Origin of the sequence: Metabacillus rhizosphaerae, assembly GCF_037201795.1 — a bacterium.
Taxonomy (GTDB): Bacteria; Bacillota; Bacilli; order Bacillales; family Bacillaceae; genus Metabacillus; species Metabacillus rhizosphaerae.
In genome coordinates this window covers 5273552-5292232 of sequence record NZ_CP147403.1, presented here as the reverse complement: position 1 = coordinate 5292232, position 18681 = coordinate 5273552, and the positions used below count along the sequence as shown (strand labels likewise).

The 18681-nt window shown below is 35.6% G+C and carries 13 protein-coding genes; all 13 read left to right on the top strand.

Features of this window, described 5'->3' with window-relative positions; translation table 11 throughout:
- Positions 1-698: 698 nt before the first annotated feature.
- Positions 699-1634, top strand: a complete 936-nt coding sequence (locus WCV66_RS25065; RefSeq protein WP_413789698.1) for an ABC transporter permease — start codon at positions 699-701, stop codon at positions 1632-1634.
- Between the two features lie 17 nt (positions 1635-1651).
- Positions 1652-2548 (top strand): carbohydrate ABC transporter permease, encoded by an 897-nt coding sequence (locus tag WCV66_RS25060; RefSeq protein WP_066323849.1) that lies wholly within the window; start codon positions 1652-1654, stop codon positions 2546-2548.
- 100 nt (positions 2549-2648) lie between these two features.
- Positions 2649-4274 carry an ABC transporter substrate-binding protein gene (locus tag WCV66_RS25055; protein ID WP_413789617.1) on the top strand — a complete coding sequence of 542 codons (1626 nt, stop codon included), beginning with the start codon at positions 2649-2651 and terminating at the stop codon, positions 4272-4274.
- 139 nt (positions 4275-4413) lie between these two features.
- Positions 4414-5343 carry an aldo/keto reductase gene (locus WCV66_RS25050; protein WP_338787307.1) on the top strand — a complete coding sequence of 310 codons (930 nt, stop codon included), beginning with the start codon at positions 4414-4416 and terminating at the stop codon, positions 5341-5343.
- Positions 5344-5376: 33 nt separating this feature from the next.
- Complete coding sequence (locus WCV66_RS25045) at positions 5377-6393, top strand: zinc-binding alcohol dehydrogenase family protein (protein ID WP_338787306.1); 1017 nt, start codon at positions 5377-5379, stop codon at positions 6391-6393.
- A 25-nt stretch (positions 6394-6418) separates the two neighbouring features.
- Entirely contained in the window at positions 6419-7252 is an 834-nt protein-coding gene (locus WCV66_RS25040; RefSeq protein ID WP_338787305.1) for an amidohydrolase family protein, read from the top strand.
- A gap of 29 nt (positions 7253-7281) precedes the next feature.
- Positions 7282-9564: a glycosyl hydrolase family 95 catalytic domain-containing protein gene (locus WCV66_RS25035; RefSeq protein ID WP_413789697.1), complete on the top strand. Its 2283-nt coding sequence runs from the start codon at positions 7282-7284 to the stop codon at positions 9562-9564.
- Positions 9565-9799: 235 nt separating this feature from the next.
- A complete protein-coding gene (locus WCV66_RS25030; RefSeq protein ID WP_338787303.1) occupies positions 9800-12232 on the top strand; it encodes a TIM-barrel domain-containing protein in 2433 nt (810 codons plus the stop codon).
- Between the two features lie 190 nt (positions 12233-12422).
- Positions 12423-14300 carry a beta-L-arabinofuranosidase domain-containing protein gene (locus WCV66_RS25025; RefSeq protein ID WP_338787302.1) on the top strand — a complete coding sequence of 626 codons (1878 nt, stop codon included), beginning with the start codon at positions 12423-12425 and terminating at the stop codon, positions 14298-14300.
- A 211-nt stretch (positions 14301-14511) separates the two neighbouring features.
- Positions 14512-14943, top strand: coding sequence for an L-fucose mutarotase (gene fucU, locus WCV66_RS25020; RefSeq protein WP_338787300.1), 432 nt, complete (start codon positions 14512-14514; stop codon positions 14941-14943).
- Positions 14944-15227: 284 nt separating this feature from the next.
- Positions 15228-15455 carry an alpha-L-fucosidase gene (locus WCV66_RS25015; RefSeq protein WP_338787299.1) on the top strand — a complete coding sequence of 76 codons (228 nt, stop codon included), beginning with the start codon at positions 15228-15230 and terminating at the stop codon, positions 15453-15455.
- A complete protein-coding gene (locus WCV66_RS25010) occupies positions 15346-16710 on the top strand; it encodes an alpha-L-fucosidase (protein ID WP_338787298.1) in 1365 nt (454 codons plus the stop codon). Before WCV66_RS25015 ends, WCV66_RS25010 begins: the two co-directional genes overlap by 110 nt.
- Positions 16711-17049: 339 nt before the next feature.
- On the top strand, positions 17050-18603 hold the full coding sequence (locus WCV66_RS25005; protein ID WP_338787297.1) for a glycoside hydrolase 43 family protein: 1554 nt from the start codon (positions 17050-17052) through the stop codon (positions 18601-18603).
- The last annotated feature ends 78 nt before the right edge of the window (positions 18604-18681 follow it).

Below are 18681 nucleotides of genomic sequence, written 5' to 3'. Positions count from 1 at the left end.
AGTAAGTTCATATTCTTCTAAAAAACAAATAGAGATTCTCTATTTGTTTTTTTGTTGTTAAGCGTATAATTTTTAAGTGGAAAATTTGAATTAACGTACTGATCCGCATTTACAGGACGAGTGGAATAAAGCTTAACGTCGATTCCAGCTCCAGTTTCTAGCCCCTCTAGGTCTTAAGAAAAATTGGAATGGTAGGCAATAGATTCTCAATTTCCATTTGTCTTATGTTTGTAGAAATGTTTAAGGTGGTTGTGCTTATATATTCCACCTCCACTTTAAAGACAAGTTAGTACATGCAAAATGTACTGATCAAATTCAAATGTACCTTGACGGCTAAATGTATTATTAGCTTTTTTTTTTATATTCTATGTGTGTGTTTATAGCTTAGGAAATGAAAAAAATTTGAACATTGGATATGCGATTTTTAGGATCTAAACATTTTTGATTAAAGGCAAGGAAAGCCTTCTATTCTGAATCTTCTTATGCATGGTTGAAGTATTCAAAATAGGGGCTTTTGTTAAGCATGTAGATTATCTCTATCGTTAATTGTCCTAAACATTTGCAATTGTACCTATGAAGAGGATTAAACACATGTTACATTCTAATCAACTTATTAGTTTTTTGTTTTGGTAGCGTTTACAAAAAAGATAGGAGTGGTTGAGTTGAAAGTCGAGGTAGCAAATAAGACTTCACCTAAATTGAATGGAATACAGGTTAAGTCAAAGATCTTAGGAAATGCCAAAAAGTCATTAAAGAGACATTGGCAACTTTATCTGCTGGTTATTCCTCCGGTTCTATATTTTCTTATTTTTAAGTATATTCCGATGTTCAATTCCGTAATTGCTTTTAAGGATTATAGTGTGGTGAAAGGAATTTGGGGAAGTGAATGGGTTGGATTTAAGCATTTTGAGATGTTTTTTAACAATCCACAATTTTGGATTCTTATTAAGAATACTTTCTTCCTTAGTTTGTATGCGTTAGCAGTGGGATTTCCTATTCCTATAATCTTGGCTCTATGTTTAAATGAAATTCGCAATGGCATGTTTAAAAAGACGGTACAATTGGTCACATATGCACCATATTTTATTTCGACTGTTATTATTGTTTCAATGTTAACATTAATGTTCTCTCCTAGGCTTGGAATTGTAAATCAATTGTTTGGAACCCTTGGGCTTGAATCGATTGATTTTCTTGGTCTGCCAGGGATGTTTAGGGACATCTATGTATGGTCAGACGTATGGCAGCATGCAGGTTATTCAGCTATCATTTATTTGGCTGCGCTATCTGGTGTCGATCCATCACAATATGAAGCGGCAAAGGTTGACGGAGCTACGCGACTTCAAAAAATCTTTTATATTGATATTCCGAGTATCATGCCTGTAGCAACTATTATTCTCATTCTCAGTGTGGGGAACATCATGGCACTAGGATTTGAAAAAGTCTTTTTATTACAAAATCCACTTAATCTTGCTACTTCTGAGGTTATTTCGACTTATGTATATAAAATTGGTTTGCTAAATGCTAACTTTAGCTTTGCAACTGCAGTTGGTTTGTTCAATTCAATTATTAATCTAGTTTTACTTGTTGCTGTAAATGCAACCTCGAAGAAAATTTCCAAAAATGGCTTGTGGTAATAAGGGGGAGTAAAGCAATGTTTAGTCATAAAAACAAAATAAAAGAATCGATTGCTGATCGTTTTTTTCTAACAGGTGTTTATTTATTTCTAACGATCTTATTGGTGGTTGTTCTTTATCCACTAATTTATATTGTCAGTGCATCAATAAGCAGTCCTGAAGCAGTTTCATCTGGTAAGGTATGGTTATTTCCAGTAGACCTGTCTTTTAAAGGGTATGAAGTAATCTTTAGTAATTCACAGATCATAACTGGTTATTTAAATTCTCTATTTTATACTTCTTTCGGTACGTTAATTAGTGTGACATTGACTGTGTTGATTGCCTATCCACTCTCAAGAAAAACATTCTTTGGTCGGAATTTTTTAATGTTTTTTATCGTATTCACAATGTTATTTTATGGTGGCTTAATTCCTACTTATCTTGTAGTGCAATCGTTAGGAATGGTGGATACGAGATGGGCGCTCATGATTCCTAATGCAATTGCTGTTTGGCAAGTTATTATTGCACGTACATTTTTTCAGACTTCAATACCAGATGAATTAGTAGAAGCAAGTGAAATGGATGGATGTAGTGATTTTCGTTTCCTTTGGTCAGTTGTCCTCCCATTAGCAAAGCCAATTATAGCAGTCCTTGTTTTAATGTATGCAGTAGGTCAGTGGAACGCATACTTTGATGCCTTGATATATTTAAAGAATCCAGATCTACATCCACTTCAATTGGTACTTAGAAATATTATTATTTTGAATACAGGCACAGGTGGAATGGATGCATCTGAAATGATGGAAAGACAGCAGCTAGCTGATTTAATGAAATATGCCTTAATCGTTGCTGCGAGTTTACCTGTTATGCTCATTTATCCATTTGTTCAGCGTCACTTTGTTAAAGGTATGATGATTGGTTCAGTTAAAGGCTAATGCATCTTAGTTGTTAATGTTGAAAGGGGGGATGTGGAGTAAATATATGTAGTCAGATTTTGATATTGTCATTCAATTTAATGAAAAGGGGAAGGTTACATTGAAAAAGGCGATGCTTTATTTTTTATCATTATTGCTTATTCTAAGTTTTACTTTAGTTGGTTGTAGTTCAAATGAAAAAACAGAAGTGTCTCAACAAGATGGTCCACTTAAGATAAAGGTTTTTGGTCCACAAAATGCTGATACAAATTTAGAAACAAACTATTTCACGAAACTGGTTGAGGAGAAGTTTAATATCGATTTAGAATGGCAAGTAACAACTTATGATGCAACTTCTGCAAGTGAAGTAAGAAATATAGCGCTCGCAAGTGGTGATTACCCTGATGCCTTTTTCTTAGTTCCTTGGGTAGATCAGTTTTCTCAAACAGACTTATTACGATATGGTAAACAAGGTGTAGTACTTCCATTAAATGATTTAATAGATAAGTATGCTCCAAATATAAAAGAGGTGATAGAAAATCATCCTTATTATGCATCAATGGTAACGGCTCCTGACGGAAATATTTATGGATTGCCACATTTAAATGAATGTTTTCATTGTTCGTATGGAAATAAACTATGGATTAATAAAGATTGGCTAGAAAAATTAAAGCTAGAAATGCCGAAAACAACAGAAGAATTTAAAAATGTATTAACAGCATTTAAGACACAAGATCCAAATGGAAATGGAAAACAAGATGAAGTTCCATTAAGTGGCTCGCCTGCTCTTATTGAATCATCTATTATTCCATATTTAATGAACGGTTTTATTTATGATGATTCGAGGTCAAGATTGACCTTAGAAAATGGGAAGGTCGATTTAGTAGCAAATAAAGATGAATGGAAGGAAGGCTTAGCCTATATAAAGTCCTTATATAAAGAAGGATTAATTGATAAAGGTGCCTTTTCACAAAATATGGAGGCACATCAAAAATTAGGTAATAATGCAGAAGCTCAAATTTTAGGAGCGTCTACCGGGATGCACCCAGGAGTGTTTGTAACAAATTTCGAATATGATATAGATTACGATGCATTGGCTCCACTTAAAGGACCAAATACTGAATATGCAACATATAACTTCCCGAGTACTCCTGGAGGAGCATTTGTTTTAACAAATAAAGCAAGTGAAGAAGCTCAGATTGCTGCTATTAAGTTAGTAGACTATATGTTTACAGACGAAGGACGAATTCTCAGTCATCATGGTGAAAAAGATGTAAGCTGGAGGGAACCTAAAGAAGGAGAAATCGCAATTGAAGAAGGGGTAGAACCTAATTTAGCACTAATACCTTTAAAAGAAGATGAAAAACCACGTAACGATAATTGGGGGGCACAATCACAATATTATCATTCCGGAGAATTTAGAGATGGATTAGTCCAAGCGACTGATATTTATACAGCAGAAGGGTATGAGCGCAGATTACAGGAAGCAACGCATTTATATGAAGGAAAAGAACCTTCTGAGGTTTTCCCACATTGGGCAATTTGGATTGACCCAGCTGTTGCAGATGAAGCAGCAATGATTGAGACAAATATTGTGGACTATATTGAGCAGAATTCCCTACAATTTATTACAGGTACAAAAGACTTGGATAAAGAATGGGATGCGTATGTTAAAGGGTTTGACCAGTTAAACCTTAAACGTTATTTAGAAATTATGCAAGAAGCATATGACAATTCTAGTTTATAAAAAAGTTCAGCTATGATCAGTTGAACAATTGAATAAAAGAACCGATGAAGGTCTCTTCATCGGTTCTATCAGTTATGCGTTAATTTTTATAGTCGCAACCTTAAACAAAAATGTAAAAAATTTTTTTCTGGAGGGGCATATGAAATATAGAAAACTTGGAAAAACAGGGCTAAACGTTCCCGTTCTTAGTTATGGTGCTTCATCTTTAGGTTCTGTGTTTAGAAATATTGATGAGGAAGAGGGAATAAAAACAGTTCATACAGCGGTTGAATGTGGAATGAATTTAATTGATGTTTCACCCTATTATGGCTTAACGAAGGCTGAAACTGTACTTGGAAAAGCGTTGAAAGATATTCCGAGAGAGAAGTTCATTCTTTCCACGAAAGCGGGAAGATATGGAGAGCATGAATTTGATTTTTCAAAGAATAGAATTATTACAAGTGTAGAAGAAAGCTTAAAAAGGTTATCGACGGATTATTTAGATATTTTGCTTTTGCATGACATCGAATTTGCTTCTTATGAACAAATCATAGAGGAGTCAATCCCTGCCCTCAAACTACTAAAAAAAGAAGGGAAAATTCGATTTTTTGGAGTTTCGGGTTTACCATTATCCATATTTGAAAAAGTACTTAACAAAACTGATCTTGATGTCATCCTTTCCTATTGTCATTACTCATTGAATGATAATTCTTTGTTGAATATGCTCCCTCTTTTGGAAAAAAATCAAGTCGGCTTGATGAACGCTTCCCCACTATCGATGGGACTACTTAGCAATCGATTGGTGCCGGAATGGCATCCAGCATCACAAGAAATAAAAGATGCATGTAGCAAAGCAGCTCATTTTTGTAAACAACATGGCGAAGACATTTCAAAGCTTGCTATTCAATACTCAGTAGCGAATGAAAAAGTACCAACAACTTTAGTGAGTACAGCAAGTGTGGAGAATGTTAAAAAGAATATCGAGTGGGCAAATAAACCGATTGATTTAGAGTTTCTAAAAGAAGTTCTAGCTATACTAGAACCGATCCACAATAAAACATGGTCTAGTGGAAGAAGCGAGTATTGGTAATAATTTTTACAGTCGATTATAGGAGGATATAAAATGAAAGCTATTGTTTGTGAAAATCCGAACGACCTAAAAATGATAGAAATGGCAAAGCCTACTTTAAAAAGAGGAGAGGCGTTGGTAACTATTAAGCGGATTGGGATATGTGGGACTGATATCCATGCATATAAAGGAAATCAGCCATTTTTTACTTATCCTCGGATTTTAGGTCATGAATTATCAGGGATCATTGAAGAAGTTGAAAAAAATGATAGTGGTCTAAAAAAGGGTGATCATGTTGCGATTATTCCATATATGTATTGCGGTAAATGTATTGCATGTGTAGCAGGGAAAACGAACTGCTGTACAGATCTAAATGTTATCGGTGTACATATAGATGGAGGAATGTGTGAAACATTATCTGTACCGGTGTCTCACTTGATAAAGATAGATGGAATTTCACTTGATGAAGCTGCAATGTTAGAGCCAATGTCGATCGGCGCCCATGCTGTCAGGCGTTCATTTTTAAAGGAAGGTGACAATGTCTTAGTCATCGGTGCTGGACCAATAGGTCTTGGAGTTATGGCTTTTGCTAAATATAGAGGAGCTCGTGTCATCGCAATGGATATAAATGAAGAAAGGCTTGCTTTTTGCCAGAACTGGGCGAAAGTTGATGAAACGGTTTGCGTAAAAAATGATCCACTCCAAAAAATTCAAGACATTACAAATGGTGACCTACCAAGTATTGTATTTGATGCAACAGGAAACATCCAATCTATGAATCAAGCATTTCAATACGCAGCACATGGAGGATCAATAGTGTTTGTTGGATTGGCAAAGGGTGACATCATCTTTCATGACCCAGATTTTCATAAAAAAGAGCTGACATTAATGGGAAGTCGGAATGCGACGAAGGAAGATTTTCGAGAAGTAATAGAAGCTGTAAAATCATCAAGTATTGTCTTAGAGGACTTAATTACACATCGTTGTTCATTTAATGGAATAGCGAAAGAATTCGAGTATTTGCTAGCTCCGGAGGCAAAAGTAATAAAGGCAGTAATTGAATATGAATAATAAGTAAAAGGGAGGGATCTTTTGAATGATGAAAATTGACGCACATCAACATTTTTGGCTTTATAACGAAAAGGAATTCGCCTGGATAAATGATGATATGTCTGAATTAAAAAGGGACTTTTCACCAGAAGATTTGAAGGTTCTTTTAAAATCTATTCATTTTGATGGGTCTATCGTTGTTCAAGCTAGACAAAGCTTAGATGAGACAAGGTGGCTTTTAGAATTAGCCCAAAAATATGATTTTATCAAGGGAGTTGTAGGATGGGTTGACCTATGTTCACCTGATGTAACAAAACAACTAAAGCAATTTGCTAACAATCCCTTTTTAAAAGGCGTTCGTCATGTGATCCACGATGAAGCCGATGATCAATTTATGCTAAGCGAAGAATTTCAACGAGGCATCAGTGTGCTAAACGATTTTAACTTAACGTATGATCTCTTACTTTTTCCAAAGCATATTCCTTATGCTCTCCAGCTTATTGAAAAATTTCCGGAACAGTTATTTGTTTTAGATCATATAGGCAAACCAGATATAAAAAATAAAGAGATTTCATTTTGGAAGGAAAATCTTACAAAACTTGCAGAATACAAAAATGTTTATGTGAAAGTATCTGGAATGGTGACAGAGGCAGATTGGAAGAATTGGAGAAAAGAGGATTTTAAAGCCTATCTAGATATCGTATTTAATGCATTTGGACCGGAAAGAGTCATGATAGGATCTGATTGGCCAGTATGCACAGTTAGTGAATCCTATGAATCGGTTATGGGAATTGTACTAGATTATGTTAAACAATTCGCTTCTGGTTACGAGAGTCAGATATTAGGTGAAAACTGTTCTCGATTTTATTCAATAAAATAATTAGGGGGAAATCAGTTTTGAAACATAATATGATTTTATTTAATAAGCCTGCAAAGAATTGGAATGAGGCATTGCCTATTGGGAATGGGCGATTAGGTGCAATGATATTTGGCAAAACTTCAGTAGAACAAATTCAGTTAAATGAAGAATCAATCTGGTATGGGGGATTCAGAGATAGAAATAATCCAGATGCATTGGAAAACCTACCCAAAATTAGAGCGTTACTTAAGGAAGGAAGATTAAGTGAAGCTGAAAAACTAGCAACCTATGCTTTATCGGGAACACCTGAAACACAAAGGCATTATATGACCCTTGGTGATTTGTTTCTTAATTTTGGGCATGAAGGGGTTGAAGAATACACAAGGAAGCTTGATTTAGAAAAAGCGATGTTATCGGTTGACTATTCTTTGAATCAAACCAGCTTTAAAAGAGAAATATTCTCCAGCTATCCAGATCAAGTTACAGTAATTCGTGTTACATCAAGTGAAAAAGGATCGATTTCATTTACTGCTAGACTTTCAAGAGAACAGAATAGATATATTGAGAGTTTATCTTCAAAAAGAAATAATAGTCTAGTCATGAAAGGGAATTGTGGTGGGAACGGTGGATCTGATTTTTCTGTTGTGTTATCTGCCTTTGTAGAGGGAGGAACGGTAGATACTATTGGAGAGCACCTAATTGTAAGTGAGGCTGATACAGTCGTATTATTTTTAGCAGCTGAAACGACCTTTCGTCATGCTGATCCAGAAGAAGAATGCTTTAAAAAGATTGATCAAGCAGCGATTAAATCTTATGAACAATTGAAGAAACGTCATATAGAGGATTATTCGGCCTATTATAAACGAATGGAAATTTGTTTAAATGATGAATTAAATGAAGAATTACTCCAATTGCCGATAGATGAAAGGATCAACCGAGTCAAAAATGGTTTAGAAGATCATAAGCTGATAGAGTTGTATTTTCAATTTGGTCGATATTTACTCATATCAAGTAGTCGACCTGGCACGCTTCCAGCAAACTTGCAGGGAATTTGGAACGACAAAATGAGACCACCTTGGGATAGTAAATATACCATTAATATTAATGCACAAATGAACTATTGGCCTGCTGAAGTGTGTAATCTATCAGAATGTCATGAGCCATTATTTGATTTAATTGAACGAATGCGGGTAAATGGTAGACATACAGCAGAGGTCATGTATGGTTGCAGAGGATTTGTAGCACATCATAATACGGATATTTGGGGGGATACGGCTCCACAGGACATTTACCCTCCGTCAACCTACTGGCAAACGGGCGCGGCATGGCTTTGCCTTCATTTATGGGAACATTATCAATTTACTTTTGATAAAGATTTTCTTGATAAAAGCTATGAGACAATGAAAGAGTCTGCTGAATTCTTTTTAGACTTTTTAGTAGAAACGGAAGAGGGATATCTGGTTACAAGTCCATCTGTTTCACCAGAAAACACCTATATTCTTCCAAATGGTCAAAAAGGGACATTGTGTATTGGACCATCAATGGACAGCCAGATCCTGAAAGAACTCTTTCTTGCATGCATTGATGCAAGTGAAATCCTAGGGAAGGACGTACTATTTAGAGAACAATTGGCTGAGGTTTTAAAGCGTTTACCAGAAACGAAAATAGGTAAATATGGGCAAATCCAAGAATGGATGGAGGATTATGAAGAGGCAGAACCAGGTCATCGACATATATCACATTTATTTGCTCTCCACCCAGGGAAGCAAATCAGTGTAACGGAAACTCCAGATCTTGCCAAGGCAGCGAAAACTACTTTAGAAAGAAGACTTGCGAATGGTGGGGGGCATACAGGATGGAGTCGGGCTTGGATTATCAATATGTGGGCAAGACTTTGGGACGGGGAACTTGCTTATTCAAATATTTTAGAAATGCTGAAGCACTCGACCCTTCCAAACCTTTTGGATAATCATCCGCCTTTTCAAATTGACGGGAATTTTGGAGGTACAGCAGGAATTGCTGAAATGCTCATACAAAGTCATACTGGATCACTTCAGTTCCTTCCTGCCATCCCTGAAAAGTGGGATAAAGGGTTTGTAAAGGGAATAAAAGCGCGAGGTGGATTTGAATTAGATTTATATTGGGAAAATGGTTCAATAGAAACGGCTGTCATTCATTCTTTAAGTGGAAATGATTGCAAAATAAACTGGACTGGGCCATATAAGCTAACTGATAAAAATGATAAACCTGTTAATAAGCTACTTGAAGAAGACGGAATGATTTGTTTTCCTACGGAAAGAGATGGTATTTATACTCTACGTATTAAACACTAGGTTGTTTTAAGGTAGTAATGGAAGCGGAAACAATGTTAATTCGCTAGAATTTACATTTTGTTTAAGAATCCAAAAGTACGAGTGGGAATTTTCTTCCTTCATAAAAGAGAGTGTGTAGATAAAAATAACTTATTAAGAACAATAAAGTGAGCAAAGGTTGTCATTTCTGGAATCTAGCATTGTTTTCTCTTTTAATGGGGTGACTGAAAAAATCGATAGAAGGCAGGTATGTATCATGCAGGTAGTGCAGTATAAGCGCCATGAAGATCACTTGTTAATTGAATGTACAAATGGAATGATAAAAATCACTCCTTATACGAATTCAATTATTCGTATCCGTTATACAGTAGAGAAAGAGATTGGTATAAAAGAAAGCCTCATCGTTGAAACAAATGCACAAGAACCTGTTCTATTTTCAGTAAATGAGACAGACAATGGTATCAAGTTTTCAACGAGCGATGTACAAATTGAAATCAACAAACAAACATGTGCTTTAACTTATACGGATTCGTCAGGTAAGGTTTTAACAAAGGAACCAGATCGTGGTGGGAAAACCCTTGTCCCTGTTGAAGTGATAAAATCTGTTTTTGATGAAAATACGGAGATTCAGAATTCAAAAAATGTTGATGGCGCTCGAGCTAAAGCTATTCCAGAAAAACACATCGTTGATCGAACAGCTTATCATACCAAACTCGAATTTGAATGGTCAGATGATGAAGCGATCTATGGCCTAGGTTCACACGAGGAAGGTATTTTAAATTTAAGGGGCACTCATCAATATTTGTATCAGCAGAACATGAAAGCAGTGGTACCTGTTTTTGTCTCTACTAAAGGGTACGGAATTCTTGTAGACAGCTATTCATTGATGACATTCCATGATGATATTCACGGTTCATATATATGGACAGATATAGATAGTGAGATGGATTTTTATTTTATTCATGGGCCTAATTTTGATCAAATTGTAAAAGGTTACCGCCACCTCACAGGAAAAGCACCGCTTTTGCCTAAATGGGCTTTTGGTTATGTGCAGTCAAAAGAGAGGTACAAATCACAAGAGGAGTTAATTTCGACGATAAAAGAGTACAGAAAACGTCAAATCCCTCTTGATACAATTGTACTTGATTGGATGTCATGGACTGGGGAACTTTGGGGGCAAAAATCTTTTGATCCCGAACGTTTTCCCAATCCAACAAAAATGATGGATGATATTCATGAGCTGAATGCGAAACTTATGGTTTCTATTTGGCCGATTATGAATAACGATGGGCCTAATCATGTGGAAATGAAGCAAAAAGGGTATCTTCTTGGGAATCAAGCAACGTATGATGCATTTCGCGAAGAAGCGCGTGATCTGTATTGGAAACAGGCAAATGCTGGATTGTTTTCACATGGCATCGATGCATGGTGGTGTGATTGTACAGAACCCTTCGAGGCAGATTGGGGAGGGGAAGTAAAACCTGAACCAGAAGAAAGACTTCGGATCAATACGCAAGAATCAAAAAAATATTTGGACCCTGGTTTTATTAATGCATATTCACTTCTTCATTCCAAGGGTATCTATGAAGGACAGCGGAAGACAACTGAAACGAAGCGGGTTGTTAACTTAACAAGGTCCGCTTTTGCAGGCCAGCAAAAGTATGGGACGATTACTTGGTCTGGAGATACAGCTGCCAATTGGGAAACAATGCGAAATCAGATCGCTGATGGATTAAATTTCTGCGTGACCGGGAATCCCTACTGGACTTTGGATATCGGAGCATTCTTTGTTTCTAAAAAGGATCAGTGGTTTTGGAATGGAGATTATCAGGATGGCTGTGAAGACTTAGGATACCGCGAGCTATACGTTAGATGGTTGCAATATGGCACATTTTTACCTATGTTCCGAAGCCATGGCACAGATACACCTAGAGAAGTGTGGAGATTTGGTGAGCCAGGAACGGTGTTCTATGACACGATTGTAAAATTTATTAAGCTACGTTATCGCTTATTACCTTATATTTATTCGATCGCTGGTTGGGTAACTCATCAGGATTATACCATGATGCGTACCTTAGCATTTGACTTTATGCATGATCTGAAAACCTATAACATTAAAGACCAATATATGTTTGGACCAGCCTTCTTAGTAAATCCTGTGACGGACCCAATGTACTACAAAAATGGATCAATTAAGATTGAAGATGCTAGTAAAAAACGCCATATATATTTACCTTCTGGAACAGATTGGTATGATTTCTGGACAGACCAACGGATGTTTGGTGGCCAACACATTGAGGCACCTGCTGAGCTCGAAACAATGCCTTTGTATGTACGTGCCGGATCTATTGTACCTTTTGGTCCCAATATTCAATACAGCTCCGAAGAGTTAACAGAACCCTTAGAATTGAAAGTTTATAAAGGGCAAGATGGAAGTTTTATGCTGTACGAAGATGAAGGAGACAATTACAACTATGAGAAGGGGGAATTTTCCACCATACACATTCGCTGGGAAGATGATAAAAATCGACTTGTAATAGAAAAACGTCGTGGCTCTTATCGAGGAATGAAGAGCTCTAGAGAATTGTTGATTACTCTTGTTAACGGTGGAGAAGTTAGATCCGTTCCTACATATTCTAAACAAAAGGTTGTTTACAATGGAGAGCCAATGAGCATTAATTTTAATTAATCAGTCATATTATCTTCCTCCGAAAAAAATATTTTGTATTATAGATTTCTAGATTTAAATAAAATATGTGAACTTAAACTATCTAATACTATTGGAAGTTGTTGGATATAGAAGATTAAAATAGAATTCTTCAGCTCAATAAATCGGTAAATCAAAGATTATGACGAATAGACTTTTGGAGTGATATATGATGACAGTAAAATTTAAAGAATTTCAACATGGTTCAATAAAGTTAATAGATAGCCCTTTTATGGCCCGTTTTAATCTAAATGCTTCATATCTTAAAAGTTTATCAACGGAAAACTTATTACGGAATTTTTATCTTCAGGCAGGATTATGGAGTTTTAGTGGAAGCGCTAGTACTTCTTTCGATAGTGACGATGAAGAAAACGGACCAGAAACATGGCATTGGGGTTGGGAGTCTCCGACTTGTGAGCTTCGCGGTCATTTTTTAGGGCATTGGCTCTCAGCTTCAGCTTGTGTTTTTGGGCAAACAGGTGATGAAGAGCTAAGAGCTAAAACTTTGTTTATCGTTCAGGAGCTTGCAAGATGTCAACAAGCAAACGGAGGAGAATGGGTGGCGGCAATTCCAGAGAGTTATATGGAGCGAATATTAGAAGGACGACAAGTATGGGCGCCACATTATACTGTCCATAAAATATTTATGGGATTACATGATGTGTATAACATGATGGGAATAGAAGAGGCCTTACATATATCAGACCGTTTTTCAAATTGGTTTTACAATTGGACTAAGTCTTTTACAAGAGAAAATTTGGATGTGATTTTAGATTATGAAACAGGAGGAATGCTTGAAGCATGGGTAGATTTATATGATCTTACTGGTAAGCCTGAACATCTAGAATTAATCAAACGTTATGATCGCCCAAGATTTTTTGATGCCCTTCTTGAAGATAAGGATGTTCTTACAAATAAACATGCGAATACGCAAGTAGCAGAAATATTAGGAGCTGCTCGTGCTTGGGAGGTAACTGGAGAAAAACGCTGGCGTAATATTGTTGAGGCTTTTTGGGAGGAAGCAGTGGTGAAGAGAGGAACATATTGTACTGGTGGAGTTTCTTGCGGTGAAGTATGGACACCCCCTCAAAACCTTGCTGCAAGATTAGGCTTAGCCCAGGAACATTGTGTTATTTACAATATGATGCGTCTCTCCCAATTTTTGTACCGCTGGACTGGAGATGTAAAGTATGCTGATTTTTGGGAAAAGAATTTATATAACGGAATCATGTCGCAACAGAACAAGAAGACGGGGATGATTTCATATTTTTTAGATATGGGACCTGGAAGCAAGAAGAAATGGGGAAGTCCAACGAAGCATTTTTGGTGTTGTCACGGAACACTTGTTCAAGCTCAAGCATCTTATGATCAAGGTATCTTTTATAAGCAATTAAATGGAATAACGATTAGCCAATTTATTCCTTCACGAACTAGTTTTAGTTATGAGGGAACAAATGTGAAAATGGAGTTAAGAAGTAGTACGCAGAATGGATCAGGTCCTATTCAGACATTTCATAAAAGTGGATATGAGCAAATTCAATATGTACATGTACCACAAATTCCGAATGATCGTCCTGATTGCTATAGGCATATACTTCATATTGAGTGTGATACACAGGCTGAATTTGAGGTGAAAATTCGTATTCCTTGGTGGGTGCAAGGGGAACCAACTGTGAAAATTAACGGGAAAGTTGGAGAGTATTTTATCCAATCTTCCTTTATCCATTTGAAAAAAATCTGGAAAAATGATCAAATAACACTCGAGTTTCCAAAACAACTTTATACGTCTTCACTGATAGGTTCACAAAATATGGTGGCATTAATGGATGGACCTCTTGTTTTAGCAGGGCTAGTTGAAGAGGAGAGGGAAATTGTAGGAGATCCTAATAAACCAGATACTTTCTTAACTCCTCATAACGAAAGGCATCATAGTTTTTGGAATGATGGAACATATAAAACGAAAAATCAGCCCATAAACTTTAAATTTATTCCATTAGTAGATGTGACAGATGAGAGTTATACACTTTATTTTCCAATTCGAAAATCATAATCTTTATCATAAATTGAGAAATGGAAGAAAAATCAAACTAGTTATCAACTATTCTATCATTAAGCCATTTAAATAGTGCCTTTTTTGATTGTAAATACATGTGATGATAAAAAACATTATCATTTTTTAATGATCTATGAAGCGCGGGAAATATTAATCTTGATCGTTAAGTCTAAAAATAAAAACTGTTAGATAAGGAGTATCTGTAAAAATGTTAAAAGGCATACCAAAAATAATTTCCCCTGAGTTATTAAAAGTATTAATGGAAATGGGACATGGCGATGAAATCGTACTAGCTGATGGAAATTTCCCTGCGGCAAGTCATGGTAGTAAAGTGATCCGCTGTGATGGGAATAGTGCAACAGAGATATTAGAGTCAATTTTAGAGTTATTCCCTATTGACACATATACGAAACACCCCATTGCACTTATGGAGGTTGTTAAGGGAGATCCTGTTGAAACACCAATTTGGGATGAGTACGAATCAATAATAGCGAAACAAACTTCAATAGAGAGTCCCTTTGAATACGTAGAGAGATTTGCATTTTACGATAGAGCAAAAAATGCCTATGCGATAATAGCAACTGGTGAAAAAGCTCTTTATGCAAACATAATTCTAAAAAAAGGTGCTATTTCAGAATAAGTTATGTGAATTGATTATACCTAAAATATGGATCACTAGTAGTAATTAGTAATTTCTAGTTTAAGATCTGCAAGTTTACATATAGATAAGATCGTTGTATATGGATAAATCGGAAATTTTAAGTGTTAAAAAATATAAATCAATCATTTGAAAAGAATTGATCAAAGCATTACAAGTAGAGGAGTGATATTTCATCGCTCATAGTTTAGTCAATCTAATTTAAAGTTATTATTCATTTCATCTTTTAAACAAGTTCTTGTTTATACATAAGAGGAGGAAAGATTATGATTGATAAAAAATATACAAATTATTTAAAAGAAATTGATCGAGTGATTAAAGAAGGAAAGTATGATGATAATTGGGATTCACTTTCGAAGTACGAGTTAGCAAAGTGGTACCGTGATGCAAAATTTGGAATTTTTATTCATTGGGGAGTATATTCAGTTCCTGCTTTTGGAAGTGAATGGTATTCATTCAAGAAATATGTATATTCAGGGTTCAAAAGAATTTGAACATCACGTAAAAACTTATGGTAATCATAAGGAATTTGGGTACAAAGATTTTATCCCACTGTTTAAAGCAGAACGTTTTGATCCAGTGGAATGGGCTGACCTTTTTAAGGAGGCTGGAGCCCGATATGTAATGCCTGTTGCAGAACACCATGATGGATTTCAAATGTATAAGAGTGATTATTCTCATTTCAACGCCTATGAAATGGGACCACAACGCGATATCCTTGGTGAATTAGGCGATTCGTTAGAAGAAAGAGACATTTCATTATGCGCATCATCTCATCGTATCGAACACTGGTTTTTTATGGGCCATGGTAAAGAATTTGATAGTGACATTAAAGAACCGCTTGAGAAAGGAGATTTTTATTGGGCGGCTATGCCGGAGCCAAATCATCAAGATCTATTTAGTCCATCACCGTCTGAGGAATTTCTTGAGGATTGGTTAATTCGCACCTGTGAAATAGTTGATCGTTATCGACCAAAAATTATGTATTTTGACTGGTGGATACAGCATCATGCAGTAAAACCATATCTAAAAAAGTTTGCTGCGTATTACTATAACCGTGCTGATGAATGGGGCATGGATGTTGCTATTAACTATAAACATGATGCCTTTATGTTTGGTAGTGCAGTAGTAGATATAGAAAGAGGACAATTTTCAGAACAGAAGCCGTATTTTTGGCAAACTGATACTTCTGTAGCCAAAAACTCATGGTGTTATACAGAAAATAATGATTATAAAACTGCTAATGAGATTATATGTGACCTTGTTGATATTGTGAGCAAAAATGGTAGTTTATTGTTGAATATAGGACCAAAAGCAGATGGGACAATACCTGATGAGGATAAAACTATATTGTTAGAAATTGGTAATTGGTTAAAAGTGAATGGTGAGGCTATTTATGATAGTAAAGTATGGAGGAAGTCTGGTGAGGGACCTACAGAAATCCAGGAGGGACAGTTTACAGATAGCAAATCAAAAGAGTTCACTTCAGAAGACATACGCTTTACTGTAAATGGCTCTTATCTTTATGCAACAGTATTAAATTATCCGGAAGATGGAAAAGTAAATATCCAGTCTCTTGCAGAAAAAGATGCTTCAAAACTACCTCATTTTCATGGCATAATTAAAAACATTTCCATTTTGGGGTTTGAGGAAAAACCGAGTTGGAATCGTACAGAAGATGGTTTGGAGATTACTACAGATCAAGTTAGTAGCGATAAGCCAGTGGTATTCAAACTATTGATTGATTAATTTTTACATTGAAATAAGTATAGGAAGATATAGAGTATCTGAATAAATTACTAGGTTTGCTTATTTAAATCTAATCTGTCTGTTCTTTTCAATAGTAGGATTGGTTATATTATATGATTAAAATTAAGCGAGCCTTTCCTTGGTTTTTATTGGGGAAAGGCTTGCTGGTTTTCTTGAATAATAAGTGTATTAATTTCAGGTGGTGTCATGATGAATTGTTACAAATATAAAGGAGTTTTAAATATAAATACAGAATAAAAAGTTAACTAAGAAATTGAATATATACTAGAATCATAGAAAGTAAAGAAACTGGATAGAAATGAAAAAAGGAGAAATATGATGAGTCAAACTACTTTAACAAACCCAATTTTTTGGTCAGATGTTCCGGACGTAGACGTTATAAGAGTTGAAGAAATTTATTATATGGTTAGTACAAGTATGCATACCGTACCAGGTTGCCCAATTATGAAGTCAGTGAATTTAGTGGATTGGGAGATTGTCGGATATGTTTTTGACACATTAGAGGAAAATGATAGTCATAACCTGTTAGATGGAAAAGGAATTTATGGACAGGGATCATGGGCTGCAAGTTTACGCTATCATAATGGTACATTTTATGTTTGTTTTTCTAGTAATGATATGAATCAGTTTTATATATATCAAACAGAGGATATTGAAGGCGGGAAATGGAAGCGTTTTACTTTTGAGGGAATTTACCATGATCCTGCTTTGTTTTTTGATGACGATAGGGTGTTTGTTATTTATGGATGTGGAGATATTCGTATTACAGAATTAACAGAGGACGCGACAGAAGTAAAACCAAGGGGAGTTCATCAATTACTCTTGGAAACTGAAAAGGAAGGAATAGGCTTACGATGTGAGGGTTGTCATGCCTATAAGATGAACGGACACTATTATTTACTATTTATAGAATGGCCAAAGGTTGGAAACCAGAGGAGAAGACAAATATGTTATCGCTCAGGTCAACTTTTAGGAGATTATGAGCGCAAAGTGATTTTTGATGACGATATGGGTTACCATAATAAAGGGATTGCTCAAGGAGCCATTTTTGATACTCCTGATAATAAGTGGTATGCCATGTTGTTTCAAGATCATGATGCAGTTGGTAGAATTCCCTATGTATTACCGGTTAACTGGGTAGATGGTTGGCCAATTATTGGGATTGATGGCAGGGCCCCAAAAGATTTTGAACTAAACTTGCCAGAGTCAACCCATCAACCTTTGGTAATTAGTGATGAGTTTGCTTATATAGAAAATAAATTAGAACTTAATTGGCAATGGAATCATAATCCTGACAATAATTTGTGGTCATTCGTTAAACGACCAGGTTATTTAAGAATGGAAACTGGATATTTAACAGACAGTGTTTTATATGCCCGTAATACATTAACACAAAGAACAGAAGGACCAACCTGTACTGGAATTACCTTAATGGATATAACACAGATGAAACCTGGTGATCATGCAGGATTAATTGCTTTGCAAAATAGCTTTGGAACCATTGGCATTCAACTTACAGAGAATGGTGACCGCTACGTAACAATGACGAAAAATAGTGGAGATGGTAGTGAAGAAATAATAGAAAAAATACCATTTCAAGAGAATCTGATATATGTAAAGATAGAATTCAATTTTGAGGATAGCTGTGACGTAGCGAAGTTCTATTACTCGATCGATGGGACTGAATGGATTGAAGTGGGTGATGCATTGAACATGAAATACACTTTAGATCATTTCATGGGCTATCGCATCGGTTTATTTAATTATGCAACGACACAAATTGGTGGACATGTTGATTTTGCTTTCTTTCATTATATGAAGGAAAATAAGGTTATTAAAAAAATTAGTGATAATGTAGTAAAGAGTATTTAGTTTAATCGTCATGAAATATTCTTTTGTAAAGCAGTACAATAACTATATACAGTCTATTTAAACTAATATTTTAGACGT

Bases quoted from the DNA above. Each gene is read 5' to 3' on its own strand.
- WCV66_RS25035 (WP_413789697.1), top strand. From the start codon at position 7,282: ATGATTTTATTTAATAAGCCTGCAAAGAATTGGAATGAGGCATTGCCT.
- WCV66_RS25060 (WP_066323849.1), top strand. From the start codon at position 1,652: ATGTTTAGTCATAAAAACAAAATAAAAGAATCGATTGCTGATCGTTTT.
- WCV66_RS25015 (WP_338787299.1), top strand. From the start codon at position 15,228: ATGATTGATAAAAAATATACAAATTATTTAAAAGAAATTGATCGAGTG.
- WCV66_RS25050 (WP_338787307.1), top strand. From the start codon at position 4,414: ATGAAATATAGAAAACTTGGAAAAACAGGGCTAAACGTTCCCGTTCTT.
- WCV66_RS25040 (WP_338787305.1), top strand. From the start codon at position 6,419: ATGATGAAAATTGACGCACATCAACATTTTTGGCTTTATAACGAAAAG.
- WCV66_RS25010 (WP_338787298.1), top strand. From the start codon at position 15,346: ATGCAAAATTTGGAATTTTTATTCATTGGGGAGTATATTCAGTTCCTG.
- WCV66_RS25045 (WP_338787306.1), top strand. From the start codon at position 5,377: ATGAAAGCTATTGTTTGTGAAAATCCGAACGACCTAAAAATGATAGAA.
- WCV66_RS25030 (WP_338787303.1), top strand. From the start codon at position 9,800: ATGCAGGTAGTGCAGTATAAGCGCCATGAAGATCACTTGTTAATTGAA.
- WCV66_RS25005 (WP_338787297.1), top strand. From the start codon at position 17,050: ATGAGTCAAACTACTTTAACAAACCCAATTTTTTGGTCAGATGTTCCG.
- fucU (WP_338787300.1), top strand. From the start codon at position 14,512: ATGTTAAAAGGCATACCAAAAATAATTTCCCCTGAGTTATTAAAAGTA.
- WCV66_RS25025 (WP_338787302.1), top strand. From the start codon at position 12,423: ATGACAGTAAAATTTAAAGAATTTCAACATGGTTCAATAAAGTTAATA.